12 protein-coding genes and 2 pseudogenes are annotated in these 12,532 nt (G+C 62.6%); 12 read left to right on the top strand and 2 right to left on the bottom strand.

What is annotated here, in order from left to right:
* Window positions 1-4: 4 nt before the first annotated feature.
* On the bottom strand, window positions 5-610 hold the full coding sequence (locus tag QY049_RS20550; RefSeq protein WP_301269888.1) for a hypothetical protein: 606 nt from the start codon (window positions 608-610) through the stop codon (window positions 5-7).
* 164 nt (window positions 611-774) lie between these two features.
* Between QY049_RS20550 and QY049_RS20545 the strand changes: the two genes are divergently transcribed.
* The 7 genes and pseudogenes from QY049_RS20545 to QY049_RS20515 all read left to right on the top strand — a co-directional run bounded on the left by QY049_RS20545 (window position 775) and on the right by QY049_RS20515 (window position 7,837).
* Window positions 775-1,215 (top strand): DUF2604 domain-containing protein, encoded by a 441-nt coding sequence (locus QY049_RS20545; RefSeq protein ID WP_301269887.1) that lies wholly within the window; start codon window positions 775-777, stop codon window positions 1,213-1,215.
* A gap of 17 nt (window positions 1,216-1,232) precedes the next feature.
* The gene (locus QY049_RS20540) at window positions 1,233-1,826 is read left to right on the top strand and encodes a putative metal-binding protein (protein WP_301269886.1); all 594 of its coding nucleotides are present in this window, start codon (window positions 1,233-1,235) and stop codon (window positions 1,824-1,826) included.
* Window positions 1,823-2,311 carry a Mov34/MPN/PAD-1 family protein gene (locus QY049_RS20535; protein ID WP_245448423.1) on the top strand — a complete coding sequence of 163 codons (489 nt, stop codon included), beginning with the start codon at window positions 1,823-1,825 and terminating at the stop codon, window positions 2,309-2,311. Before QY049_RS20540 ends, QY049_RS20535 begins: the two co-directional genes overlap by 4 nt.
* 1 nt (window position 2,312) lies before the next feature.
* On the top strand, window positions 2,313-3,917 hold the full coding sequence (locus QY049_RS20530) for an E2 ligase fold family C protein (RefSeq protein WP_301269885.1): 1,605 nt from the start codon (window positions 2,313-2,315) through the stop codon (window positions 3,915-3,917).
* The gene (locus QY049_RS20525) at window positions 3,901-5,514 is read left to right on the top strand and encodes a DUF2235 domain-containing protein (protein ID WP_301269884.1); all 1,614 of its coding nucleotides are present in this window, start codon (window positions 3,901-3,903) and stop codon (window positions 5,512-5,514) included. Before QY049_RS20530 ends, QY049_RS20525 begins: the two co-directional genes overlap by 17 nt.
* A gap of 95 nt (window positions 5,515-5,609) precedes the next feature.
* Window positions 5,610-6,857, top strand: a complete 1,248-nt coding sequence (locus QY049_RS20520; RefSeq protein ID WP_301269883.1) for a HEPN-associated N-terminal domain-containing protein — start codon at window positions 5,610-5,612, stop codon at window positions 6,855-6,857.
* 91 nt (window positions 6,858-6,948) lie between these two features.
* Window positions 6,949-7,837: pseudogene (locus tag QY049_RS20515) on the top strand (3'-5' exonuclease).
* Window positions 7,838-7,843: 6 nt separating this feature from the next.
* Here the strand turns inward: QY049_RS20515 and QY049_RS20510 are convergent.
* Complete coding sequence (locus tag QY049_RS20510; RefSeq protein ID WP_301269882.1) at window positions 7,844-9,073, bottom strand: Fic family protein; 1,230 nt, start codon at window positions 9,071-9,073, stop codon at window positions 7,844-7,846.
* A gap of 185 nt (window positions 9,074-9,258) precedes the next feature.
* Between QY049_RS20510 and QY049_RS20505 the strand changes: the two genes are divergently transcribed.
* The 5 genes and pseudogenes from QY049_RS20505 (at window position 9,259) to QY049_RS20485 (ending at window position 12,417) form a co-directional block, all read left to right on the top strand.
* Window positions 9,259-9,636: a hypothetical protein gene (locus QY049_RS20505; RefSeq protein WP_301269881.1), complete on the top strand. Its 378-nt coding sequence runs from the start codon at window positions 9,259-9,261 to the stop codon at window positions 9,634-9,636.
* A 10-nt stretch (window positions 9,637-9,646) separates the two neighbouring features.
* Window positions 9,647-9,849, top strand: a pseudogene (locus QY049_RS20500) (hypothetical protein).
* A 28-nt stretch (window positions 9,850-9,877) separates the two neighbouring features.
* Window positions 9,878-10,519 carry a hypothetical protein gene (locus tag QY049_RS20495; protein WP_301269880.1) on the top strand — a complete coding sequence of 214 codons (642 nt, stop codon included), beginning with the start codon at window positions 9,878-9,880 and terminating at the stop codon, window positions 10,517-10,519.
* A gap of 18 nt (window positions 10,520-10,537) precedes the next feature.
* The gene (locus tag QY049_RS20490; protein ID WP_301269879.1) at window positions 10,538-11,275 is read left to right on the top strand and encodes an SOS response-associated peptidase; all 738 of its coding nucleotides are present in this window, start codon (window positions 10,538-10,540) and stop codon (window positions 11,273-11,275) included.
* Between the two features lie 11 nt (window positions 11,276-11,286).
* Window positions 11,287-12,417: a hypothetical protein gene (locus tag QY049_RS20485; protein ID WP_301269878.1), complete on the top strand. Its 1,131-nt coding sequence runs from the start codon at window positions 11,287-11,289 to the stop codon at window positions 12,415-12,417.
* Window positions 12,418-12,532: the final 115 nt, after the last annotated feature.

The raw sequence follows: 12,532 nt of genomic DNA, 5'->3' as shown, positions 1-12,532 counted from the left end.
ATCCTCAAAGTGGCACGCCGTTTGGAAAGCCTACCTGCAATTTACGAATCCATCGTTTCCGCACTGCAGCCAATCCCTTGGTGTCGGTCCCAAGCACACTCTCCAGATCCTTTCCGCGGTATCCTTCGGCCAACGCCTCGACCAGCAGTTCGAGCTCGTAGTCTCCGGCGACGAGCTTGCCTGCCCGCTCGATTTCCTTCGCATACACGGTCCGTGCCAGAGCTTGGTCCTCGGGAGAAGGCGTAGCACGGTCCACCGGTTCCGAAGAGTCGCCACTGCCATACTCGGGCACGTAGACCAGTTCGAGCCCGGCCCCATCCCTCGCCCTCTTGCGGGCGCGGGGCGTCTCGGAAGCGATACTCTTGACGGTGCCGGCCAGAAATTCGACGATCCCGACGTCGACGCTGCAGGTCCGGCTCGACAGGACCCTGAGAAAGGCCTCCTGCCGCAGGTCGTCTTCGGTCATATCGGTGCGAGGCGCGAAATAGCGCACGATGGCCGTCAACCGACGATGGTCGTCGTCGGTCAGGCCTTCGAGCATCGCCCGGATCTGCTCCGCCGTGTGGCGGGCACCGCCCGGGCCCTCTCCATCGATATCGTCGGACCTCATGAGGCCCCCAGCTGGGCAACCCTATCTTCGAATGCGCGACCGGCGCCGAATTCGGACGAAAAATTTCGTGTCCGAGTCCGGCTCGGCGAGCGCAGATGTTTGTAGATGGCAGCCAATCCGCTGTCCACGCAACCTTGGGCTTAGGCCAGAGAGGATAGCTACCCATGTCCGAGCACGGAAACAAGACCGCCGATGAGCTCGAACGCGAGGCGAAATTCCTGAAGAAGGAAATCGAAGGCGTCGACGAGGTCATCCGTTCAGAGGAGAAGATCAAGCACGATCTTGATGAGCGCGAGCACGAGCTTGAAGAAGAGGCGCGTCGCGAGCGCGAGAAGGACCACGATCACGGTCACGACCACCGCGTCCGGATCACCGTGGTGGTGAACGGTCAGCCGACCGTCGTCGAGGCCAAGGAAGACGAAACGCTGGCCGAGGTCCGCAAGAAGGCGTTGCACGATACCCAGAACGTGGCCCAGCCGCCGGAAAACTGGGAGATCAAGAACGAGGCCGGCACCCTGCTCGATCCCGAAAAGCGTGTGGGCGAATATCATTTCGGCAAGGAAACGACCCTGTTCCTGAGCCTGAAGGCGGGGGTGGCCGGTTGACCGCAGCGCCACAGGTCGTGGATCCCGAGGTCTCGCGAGCCAAATTCGATCGTGAGGTCGCCGCCTACCGCATGCTGGAGGCGACCTACCGAAAGCGCGGTTGGCTTCTGCTCGGCGCCACGTTTCCGGAGGTCTTCGTCGCGTTCGCCGCGACCAAGATCAAGCCGGCGCCGATCGTCGCCGCCGTGATCGTCGACTTTGCCGATTACGATCTGCAACCCCCATCGGTCCGCTTCGTCGACCCCTTCACACGCGAGCGGCTGACGGCGTCGAACGTCGGCTTCCAGATGCTCAGGCGTCCTGCCATGCCCGGTGCTCCGCCCGAGATGATCGCGGCGATGATTCAGCAAGGCGCGATCCAGCTTTCCGCGATGCTACAGGCGAACAAGCCGGACGATTTTCCCTTCCTGTGCCTGCCCGGGGTCCGCGAATATCACGACAATCCAGCCCACACGGGGGATTCATGGCTACTGCATCGGGGTTCTGGCGAGGGCTCCTTGGTCTTCATTCTGGAAAAGATTTGGATCTACGGGGCAGATCCTCTCGCCGCGTACAACATCCAGATTCAGATACAGGGCCTCGCCCCGAACCCGATGGGAATCCCGGAATGATGCGTCTGGTCGACGTCGAGAAGGTCGTCGTCAAGCGGCGCGACGCCCAAATCGTCCACAAGCACCTGCGCGACGTCGGTCGGCAAGGCTACGAAGGCCTCGGGCTTTGGGTCGGAAGACAGAACGGCGCGGTATTTCAGGTCGATCAGGCCGTCATTCCTGCGCAGCGCCACATCCGGACCGCCGACGGTGTATGCGTCATCACCGGCGCCGAGGAGCTCCATCGCATCAACGTCTGGCTATACCGCAACGGCCTGTCGTTGATCGCGCAAATCCACAGCCACCCCGGCCGCGCCTACCACTCGAGCACCGACGACGAATTCGCGGTCGCGACCACGGTCGGGTGCTTCTCGCTCGTGGTGCCGGACTTCGCTTCCGGCGTGTTCGATATCGGCCGGCTTGCGTCCTATCGGCTGGACGGTTCGGGCCATTGGCGGGAAATCGCCCCGTCGCGCGCCGCCCAAACGATCGTGATCGAGGACTAGAATGGCCTTCGCGAATTTCTTCGACCGGACCGCTACGGCCGCGTCCCAGGTCCTCATGAACTTCAATCTGGAAGCGTACAAGGCGACGCTGTCCGGACACGTGATCGGCCTGGCCTTCGACGAGGCGGCAGCCGCGTCGCCGGAAGGACGCGCGACATTGGACCTCTGCGTCAGGGTACTCGCGCGGCTCTACCCGACGATCTCCATTGCATGTGCCGGCGGCGAGGCGGAGAAATACCGGAAAGAATTGGAGCGACTGGCTCGCAAGATCAACGACCGTATCGATGTCGAGCGCGATATCACTCGCTCGAGCGTCGCGATCGTCGTCGGCTCGACCGATACCGCCGGCGCCATGACCAAGATATTCGCCGGATCGGACGGCTGGCGCGCTTTGATCTCCGCAGACGGCCCGCTCGGCTCCGGCGCGACCACGAACCCGTTTGGCGCCGGCGCTGCTGCCTGCTTCGCGACCGCGAACGTCTTTCGGTTCGTCTTTGCCGGACAGCTTACACGCGGGGAACTGGACCAGCGGATCGACGTCTCTCTGTTCGACTACGGCCAAGCCGGCGCGCAAAATCCGCCCCTCCCCGCCGAGATCGACCTCGGCGACGCGTATCTCGTCGGACTCGGTGCGATCGGACACGGTGCGATGTGGGCGCTAAGCCGCGTTCCTGGTCTCACGGGAGCTCTCCATGCGGTCGACCATGACACGGTCGATCTATCGAACCTCCAGCGATACGTCATGGCCGTTCAGAAGGACGTCGGTCAGCCCAAATCCCGCCTAGCGCAACGAATCCTCAAGAGAAAAGGCCTCAGCGTCGCCGGGCAGCCCATGCCATGGAGCGACTACGTCGGCAGCCGTCAGAAGCGGTACTTCGAACGCGTCGCGGTCGCGCTCGACAACGGGCCGGACCGCATCGGCGTACAGGCTTCGTTGCCCCGCTGGATCGTGAACGCCTGGACCCAGCAGCTCGACCTCGGGATCTCAAGACACGGCTTCGACGACGGCAAGGCGTGCCTCGCCTGCCTCTACATGCCGACGGGGACGATCAAGAGCGAAGACGAAAAGGTCGCCGAGGAACTGAGACTTCCCGAAGCGAAGATGGAGGTACGCGCGCTCCTGCAGAACAGCGCCGGCGTCTCCGACAATTTTGTCCAGAGGGTCGCGACCGCCTTCAACGTCCCCTATGCCGATCTATCGTCGTTCGTCGGTCAGCCGCTGCGCACCTTTTACCAGAAGGCGATTTGCGGCGGGTTTATGATCGGGCTGACCGGCGCCGGCAATGCCGGCGCGGCCATCGTTCCGATGGCGTTTCAATCCGCACTTGCGGGATTGGGTTTGGCCGCAGACCTCGTCAAGCATGCCGAAGGTCTGCCGGTCCCATCAGCGACCAGCACACGGATCAATCTTATGCGTCCGCTTGCCGCCATTCTTGCCGACCCGCACGCTCAAGATACGTCCGGCAGGTGCATCTGTCGCGACCAGGATTTCCTGGAGGCCTATCGAAAAAAGTATCGCCTGGACGCCACGATGCGACAGAAGAAATTGGCTAGATCAACCGAAATAGATTGCTTGGAGGCTATCCGCGATGAGCGATGGACTTGAGGACATCGAGCCGGCAGGCCGCAACATCGTGATCTACTCGGACGGCACCGGCCAGGCCGGTGGCTTCCGCTTCGACGAGGCCCGCACGAACGTCTACAAGATGTACCGCGCGAGCCGCTGCGGCCCGGATTCGGCCATCGATCCTCGCGATCAGGTCGCGTTCTACGATCCGGGCCTCGGCTCGGAGGCGGACGGCGTCAACATTTTCGGCAAGGCGCTGCGCTGGATCCACAACACGGTGGCGCAGGCGACCGGCTTCGGCATCACCCGCAACCTTATCGACTGCTACGCCGCGCTCATCCGGTTGTGGCGTCCGGGCGACCGCATCTTCATGATCGGATTTTCGAGGGGCGCGTACACCGTGCGCTGTCTAGGCGGCATCGTCGCACGCTGCGGAATCCCGACGCATGCCGCGGACGATCCCGGGACGCCCCTCAAGCTCGACGACGCTTCGGTGCGCAAGCTCGCCGCCGAAGCCGTCAAGCACGTCTACCAGTTCACCGAGCCGCGCAAGACCGACAAGGCGACGCCGCGCCAGAAGTTCCTGCTCGACACGCGCGTGCGCATCGCGCGCGCCTTCCGGCGGCGCTATGGCTCCGCCGACGCGGCTGCGCCGGAGAACGCCAACGTCTATCCGTACTTCGTCGGCGTGTTCGACACCGTCGCGGCGCTCGGCAACCTGCCGACCTTCCTGCTGTTCACCTGCGTCTTCGCAGGCGGCGTCGCCGTGTTCGCGGCGGTCGTCCAGGTGCTGGTCGCCTTTCTGCCGGCTGACAGCTTCCTGGCGTACTTCACCTTCCTCAACGTGTTCGGCGGCGTCATCGCGCTCGCGGCCCTCACCGCGCTAGTGGTCTACGTCTACACGCACCTGAAGTGGGACTTCACAGTCGAGGGCTACGATCGGGGCGATAAGCTGCGCACCATGCATCTCAACGAACTCTGGATGCAGTTCTACGATACCGAACTGAGCGCGCAGGTCAGCTACGCCAGGCACGCGATCTCGATCGACGAAAACAGGAAGGATTTCGCGCGCGTCGCCTGGTCGAGCCCGCGCGGCGCGGGCAAGGACGGAAACGGCATCCAGTGGTTCGAGCAGGTCTGGTTCGCCGGCGACCACGCCGACGTCGGCGGTGGCTACCCCGAGAACGAGTCGCGGCTCTCGGACATCGCGCTCGACTGGATGACCCGCTGGGCGGCAGCCGTCCCGCACGGTCTGAAGTTTGATCGCAACTTGCTGAGGGTCTGGCCGCATCCGGACGGCCCGCAGCACGACGAGGTGGCCGCCGGCTTCGATTCCATCCCGCGGTGGACGGGCTTCACCTGGACGGAAAAGCACCGCGATCTGCCGGACGGCGGCCTACACGGCATCATCCACGAGAGCGTCTACCGGCGCTTCGACGCCGAGGCCGTCCGCCTGGACGACGGATACGGCGCCTATCGCCCGGTCTCCTTGAGCAGGCACGACGACTTCGCTCGCTTTTGGGCAGCCGGTGCGGCCTTCCCTGCGAACTCCTACGACGGCCAAAAGAACCTTGCTGGCGAGCCGCCGGAATTCCCCGCCGAAGAAAGCCCCACGCGTGACAGACCCGCGGTATGACCGTCGGGGGATCCGAGTGAATCTGTGCGCGGGAGCTACTACATATTTGCTCCGCCGAATCTTCAGCCGCGGCGGTGACATGACGGGAGGTTTGCGTGCCGCGCTACCAAGGTAACGACGAATTCGTCTGCGCAGAATGTTTCGGCGATCAGGGCATGAAGGATTTCTGCTCAAACCACGCCGAGCGCACCGAATGCGACTTCTGCGAAGCGACCGGCGACGAGCCGATCGCCGCTCCGCTCGACGAGGTGATCGAACACATCAACGCGACCATCCACCGCTACTACGACGATCCTGCGAACACCGGCCTGGCCTACGAAAGCCGCGAAGGCGGCTGGCAGGGTGAGACCTGGTGGACCTACGAAATCTTCGACGAATTGGGCCTCGACTTTCCCCAGGACGTCGGCGACCGGCTCCGCCAGGCGATCTCCAACGGAGTCGACAGCGAACTGTGGGGCGAGGTCGAGCCCTACGCGCTTTCGCCGGCGCAGCAACTTACGTTCAGTTGGGAACGCTTCTGCGAGATGGTGAAACACAAGCGTCGCTACTTCTTCCTGCAGGAGGCGAAGAACAAGCCGTGGCCCGACAACGACGAACTCTATTCTCCTGCCGAAATCCTGCGCACCATCTTCTCTTACGCTGAAGACGCCGATGCGTTCGTGGCGCTCCCGGCAGGCACGCCGGTCTATCGCGCACGATGGCAGGGCAAGGGAGCGCACTACAAGACCGCCGGTACGCTCGGTCCGCCGCCGACCGATCATGCGATCAAGACCAACCGGATGAGCCCGCCGGGCGTCGTCATGACCTATGCCGCCGAGGACCGCGAGACCGCACTCGCCGAAACCGCCGACGAGCCAGGCACGTACGCGGTGGGCGAGTTCGTCAACGATCGCGACCTGCTGATCCTCGATCTCACGCGCCTGCCCGAGGTGCCCAGCGTGTTCGCCGAACTGTCGGACACCATGGGCGATCCGCGGCCGCGCCTCGGATTCCTCCACAGCATCAGCAGGGAAATCTCCCGCCCGATCGCGCGCGACGACCGGGTTCACGTCGAGTACGTGCCGACCCAGATCGTCACCGAATACGTCCGGACCGCGGTCAAGATTGGAAAGCGAAAGGTCGACGGCATTCGATACAACAGTTCGCGACACCATGCCGCCACCGCACTCGTCCTGTTCGCCGACCAGTCCAACCTGATCCTCGGTGAGGACGAACGCCCGGATTTCTACCGCACCGACGAGCGATGGCTGCGCCTCGTCAAGGCCAGCACGGTCAAGGTCGGCGACAAGGACATCCGCCGCTGGGCGGCGAAGCCGAAACACGGATTCTCGCTTGTGCCGTGAAGAAAGCCGACGGAATCGGTCTTCCGAGCCAGTCCACGTGATAGTTTCCGCCGCGGTCGGACGGGCCGCGGCAGTTAGTTGGCAGGGGGTCATGTTGCACCGATCTCAGTCTGGCCGAGATGGCGGAGCACTCGGCCAATCGCAAGACTATCGCGTCCTCCGACGCCTGATTCCGCGACGGATCTCGGCCTCGCCGACCGACCAGGCCGTCAAGACAGGAATCCTGCTCGACGTCGAGACCACCGGCCTCTGCAGAAGGACGAGGTCATCGAACTCGGCATGGTGAAGTTCGACTCCGTCGGCGACGGCCGCATCGTCGGCGTCCGCGACGTGTTCACCTCGTTCAACGAGCCGTCGATACCGATCCCGGCGGAGGTGACAGCGCTCACCGGCATCACCGAAGAGATGGTGGCCGGCCATCGCATCGAAACGGCCGCCGTCGAAACCTTCGTCCAGGATTCCGTCATAACGATCGCGCACAATGCAGCGTTCGACAGGAAATTCGCCGAACGGTTCTGGGCCGTGTTCGAACACAAGGCATGGGATTGCTCGGCAACCGAAGTGGAGTGGCGCCATCATGGATTCGCGGGCGCCCAACTCGGATACCTGCTCAACGGCGCCGGCTTCTTTCACCATGCGCACAGGGCCGTGGACGACTGCCACGCCCTCCTCGAGATCCTCGCCGCCGAACTGCCGGCCGCGGGCGCGCCGGCGCTTGCGGTGCTGCTAGAGCGGGCCCGAAGAAAGACGGTGAGGTGTGGGCCGAGCAGTCGCCGTTCGATCTCAAGGATGCGCTGAAGCGGCGCGGCTACAGATGGAGCGACGGCAGCGACGGAAAACCGAGGTCCTGGTACGTCGACGTCGGCGAGACGGCGGTCGACGACGAGATCGCCTTCCTCAAATCGGCGATCTACCTGCGGGACATCGCCCCGAGGCTGCAGACCCTCACCGCGTTCACCCGTTTCTCCGTCAGGGAGTAGCGGGCATCACGTCCGCTCGGGGCTCTCCGAATTCTCGTTCGGTTCGATCTTGCCGGGGAGAAGAGGGTCTTCGCCGAACGGGCGGTTGATGATGCCAAGAGCCTCGGAGGCGGCGTAGACGCGATTGCGCGCATAGCCGGTCCTTTCCTCCAAGATGCCGGCGTCTTCCAACTGCGCGATGGCTTGGTGGACTTGCGGAGCGCTGATCCCGAGAAGTTCGCCGAGTCGCTTGGCCGTCACGACCGGATAGTTGTGAAGTTCGTCAAGCGCGCGCGCGGCCGCGGATCCCTTCCGGAATTTCCGGCGCTCTCGCCAAAGCTCCGATAATTCCGACAACGCCGTGCGGGTCCGAATGAGCTCTTCGACGGTACCGGTGACGGCGTCCGCCATGAACGTGATGATCGGCTCCCAGTCGAGCCGCTGCTGAGCATCCTTGAGCGAGGCGTAGTACGTCCCCTTTTTGCTCTCGATGTAGGACGAAAGGTACAAGGGCACGTGCTTTTCCGCGGCCATCATGAGCGGAAGCAGAAGGCGGCCGACGCGACCGTTGCCGTCGCGGAAGGGGTGTACCGCCTCGAAATGAGTGTGCGCGATCGCCATGCGCGTGATGAACCCTTGGGTCATCTGCTGCATCCCCTCGTTCCGGAGATAATCGACCGTCTGTGCAAGACAGTCGGGGACGTCGGCAGGAGGCGGAGGATTCAGGCTCGAGTACGCGATGTCCCGGTTTCCGCCGATCCACACGACGCGCGAGCGGAGGTCGCCGGGAATATCCTGATAATCCGGATCGTCCTTCATCACTGCGCGATGGAGATCCTTGATCAGGTCCATCGTGAAGACGCTGTATCCATCATCGGCGGCCTTCGGGATGAATCCGTCCAAGGCTACGGCGTAGTTGCGGACTTGGCGCGCTTCGTCCCGGGCGCCGTCGTCGCCCGTCTCCTCGACAGAAAGCAATTCGTCGAGAGTGCTCTGGGTGCCCTCGATTGACGAGGAACTGACCGCCTCGCGTCTGGTCAGTACCCGGCTGACGATGTAGGGGTCCTTCATCTGGGCTGCGATCGCGTCGACCTTGCCGAACGCCGCTTGAGCAGCCTCCAAGGCTTTCGTGGCACCGGGTGCAAAGACGCCGTCTTCCGGAGGCGCCGGCGGGACGATCCCATAGTGAGAATCATATGGGGCAGGCAGCCGCTTTAGAGTTTCCCGGATCTTATGGCTGAGATCGCTGCGCTTCATGAAAACCAAACCTGAGGAGCCAATTCGCTATTTATAATTAGGGTTCCTTCAAAAAGCCATAACATGCCGCGATCGCGGCGACCTCAGTGTAGGCTTTTTTGGGTGGCCAAAGTTCCAACTCGACCTCATTGTTCTTGTTATGTTCTAGTCGCTCGATGGCTTCTGACAGACCAGCGAGTTGGCGCATGCCGAGTCCCAAACAGATGGAAAAGCTGGCTGCCAGCGCTGCGGTCGGCACAAACGGCCCCCTGTCGCCCGCGGTCGGTCCCGGCGACAGGATGTCTGCCGAATACTGGGACGCCGTCCTGAAGGACGCCAGCGCCGACGAGAGACAGGTCAGCCGCCCGATTCAGTCCAGCAAGGTTTCACAGATCGGCCGGCACGTGCTGCGGGTCGCGTGCAACCGCTGCAGCAGCATCGTGGAAATCCAGAAGGCCGACGCCGTCAGGCTCTACGGCCCGGACGCGGTCTGGAAAGAGGTGGGGCAGCGCCTGCTCGACGCGACCTGCCAGCAACGGACCGCGCGGCACGAAGAGGACGGCTGCTGGCCTTCCTTCGATTGAGCGCCGGCGAGTGGCGCCGAAGCACCATCCCACGCCCTTCAGCGGCGGCGACCGCAAGGCCAGGCGCGACGTCGACATCGCCGCGTCGTCACGTCCGCCGACGACCTTCGTCCACGCCTCCGCTGCGGCAAATGTGCTAAGGCCGGGCGGCGCCCGCCGGCCACGCCGCCGCAACCGGCATTTCGGGCGCGGCACGATCCGTCCGGGCCGTGATTGTAGTCGAGGAGGCAGTTCCGCGATCATGTCCGCACCACCGAATCCGGAGAAGATGACGCAGTACGCGGACGCCCGCAGGCGGCGCCTTCTGTACTCGCAAAACGATCTGCAGCAGGCCCTGAGCGCGTGCGAATTCCTCTACGACTGCGACGAGGATGCGAGCTACTCCACAGCCGATTTGCGGCGTTTCCGCTGTTTCGAAACGACGCTCGTGGTCGCCTACACAAGGCCTTTCACCCAGTCGCGGGGCGGGACGCCGCCGCTCACCATGAAGATGGTCGGCCTCAAGCTGTCCGACCAAAAGCGCGCACTCCACGCCCGGCTCGTCGATATGCGGAACACTATGATGGCGCACTCGGACGAGGAGATAATGAGGATGACGACGCAGCCGTTCGACGTATCGGAGGAGGGCGAAACGCCGCTGTACCTGATCCAGTCGGTCTTCGACGAAGGGATCACGCTGATCGGGAATCTGCTCGTCGAAACCAACTCACTCTTGCGAGAGGTCTATCAGGCTATCGTCCGGACGCTGTACAGGGACCTGCAAGCGAACCCGACGTCGTTCGATCTCAGGATCGACAGCGAAGCGGCGAGAGCCGCGCGAGGAGTGAGTCCCCGATCCGAAGCGCCGCTTCGCGATCGCGCCGGCGACGAGGACTCGAACTAGGGTTTACTGGTCCGGCTCATGTGCAATCTCTACTCGATCACCACCAACCAAGCCGCCATCAGCGCGCTGTTCCGCGTCGTCAATCGGTACGTCGGCAACCTCGCGCCCATGCCTGGCGTGTTCCCGGATTACAAGGCGCCGATCATCAGAACCGGCGCCGACGGCCGCGAACTCACGACCGCGCGGTGGGGCATGCCGTCCTCGCAGCACGCGCTGATGGAGGCCACCAGGAACCGCGCCACTAAGCTCGAGGCCAAGGGCCAGCCGGTCGATTTCAAGGAATTGCTGCGGATGGAGCCGGACGGCGGTACGACGAACATCCGGAACGTGAAGTCAAAGCACTGGACGCGCTGGCTGGACCCGGAGCATCGCTGCGTGGTGCCGTTCAATTCGTTTAGCGAGTTCAACAAGGCCGCGGGCGGTGACATCTGGTTCGCACTTGACGAGACCCGCCCCCTCGCGTGCTTCGCCGGCATCTGGACGAACTGGACCTCTGTCAGGAAGATCAAGGAAGGCGAGACTGCCAACGATCTCTACGCTTTCCTCACGACGGAGCCGAACGCCGAGGTCGGCGCCATCCACCCGAAGGCGATGCCCGTGATCCTGACGACGCCTGACGAGGTCGAGACTTGGATGACCGCACCCGCGGACGAGGCCCTCAAGTTACAGCGGCCGCTTACGGACGGCGCGCTCCGGATCGTCGCCCGCGGCGTAAAGGAAGATCTGGCCGTATCGGCAGCCCGAGAGGGTACCTGAAAGAGTGATCGATGTCGCTTAGGATGATATCTGACGTGCTCAAGCCGCGCGACGTATCTACACATTGCGCGTTATGTGGCCGATCTTTCGCGAGATTTCCGTCCGACGAGGAGCACATTTTTCCGAAGTGGCTGCAACGCCACCATAATCTTTGGACCCGTCGGCTAAACATCCCGAATTTCACCGGCAAGCGGTACGATACTGTAAAGCTTCGCATTTGCCAGCGATGCAACAACAGGACTTTCGGTGCGATTGAGACCCGCCTCGCTCCGCTGTTGACGTCGCATGATCCTTTTTCTTCCGTCGACCAGCTCGATGATGAGGAACTCGCTTTATGGCTTGGAAAGATCTTCTGGCTCCTCATCCGTAAGAGCCAAGCGGCGATTGACTTCCGCACCCGTGATCTTCCGGAGCCGGATCGCATAATTCCCAATGATATCATGCCAGGCACGCTCTACCTCGGGATGATCGAAAGAGCTTTTGCGATGAAGAAAGGGATGGTCGCCTGTTACGCCGGAGACCCTGCCATTCCCAGATACTTCTACGACGTGCCCTATTCGCTGTACCGATTCCGAATAGACGAAAGAGACAAACGATTTGAGGCATTCGATTTTTTCGACAATCCGATCACGCTCGGTGTCGGCCTCCGCACGGGTACGCTCGGTGTCATCTGCCTCTTCGATGGTGGGTTACATCGTCGATTCTTAAGTCAAACTTGGGATTTTCTAGGCGGACATGCGCTACATCCCATCCAGTTCGCCGAAGTGGCGGCGACGATGTTCTATGACGGTACGGTGCTTCACGATGACGCCACGCGCGTCACCTACTTCTGGAACCCAGAATTGAATGCCGTCGTTTCTCAGGTTCACACTCGCCGGAATTTCAATCCATATCTCGCTGATAGACACGACCCGGCACGCTTGGCGGCCTTCATTGGGCGGCACACTTTCAGCGATCCCAATAAAATCTTGATGCCGGATGGGCATACATTCACATCTCTTCACGATAAGGACAGAAATTTCATGCGCTTCGCTGTGACTGATGAAGAGGTTCAAGCGGCCCTGGCCGACCCCGATCAAATCGTTTTGGGCCCCATGGATGCTGACTGGCGCTCAAAGCCAAACAGCGGCGATGGCGGTTGAGTTGCGAAAGATCATCCATGTCGACATGGGCGACGGACCTCGAGCCCGAGCTCAGCGGCTTTGGTTATTGCGTGTCGCGGGACCGCGGCGAGTCCGCCGAACACGCTGAGGCGCG

Origin of the sequence: Bradyrhizobium sp. WYCCWR 13022, from assembly GCF_030435535.1 — a bacterium.
Taxonomy (GTDB): domain Bacteria; phylum Pseudomonadota; class Alphaproteobacteria; order Rhizobiales; family Xanthobacteraceae; genus Bradyrhizobium.
The sequence above is the reverse complement of the archived record's forward strand: the minus strand, read 5'-3'. Positions and strand labels throughout refer to the sequence as shown.

Coding starts and splice junctions, on each gene's coding strand:
- QY049_RS20550 (WP_301269888.1), bottom strand. CDS start 610: ATGAGGTCCGACGATATCGATGGAGAGGGCCCGGGCGGTGCCCGCCAC.
- QY049_RS20545 (WP_301269887.1), top strand. CDS start 775: ATGTCCGAGCACGGAAACAAGACCGCCGATGAGCTCGAACGCGAGGCG.
- QY049_RS20535 (WP_245448423.1), top strand. CDS start 1,823: ATGATGCGTCTGGTCGACGTCGAGAAGGTCGTCGTCAAGCGGCGCGAC.
- QY049_RS20530 (WP_301269885.1), top strand. CDS start 2,313: ATGGCCTTCGCGAATTTCTTCGACCGGACCGCTACGGCCGCGTCCCAG.
- QY049_RS20525 (WP_301269884.1), top strand. CDS start 3,901: ATGAGCGATGGACTTGAGGACATCGAGCCGGCAGGCCGCAACATCGTG.
- QY049_RS20510 (WP_301269882.1), bottom strand. CDS start 9,073: ATGAAGCGCAGCGATCTCAGCCATAAGATCCGGGAAACTCTAAAGCGG.
- QY049_RS20505 (WP_301269881.1), top strand. CDS start 9,259: ATGCCGAGTCCCAAACAGATGGAAAAGCTGGCTGCCAGCGCTGCGGTC.
- QY049_RS20495 (WP_301269880.1), top strand. CDS start 9,878: ATGTCCGCACCACCGAATCCGGAGAAGATGACGCAGTACGCGGACGCC.
- QY049_RS20490 (WP_301269879.1), top strand. CDS start 10,538: ATGTGCAATCTCTACTCGATCACCACCAACCAAGCCGCCATCAGCGCG.
- QY049_RS20485 (WP_301269878.1), top strand. CDS start 11,287: ATGTCGCTTAGGATGATATCTGACGTGCTCAAGCCGCGCGACGTATCT.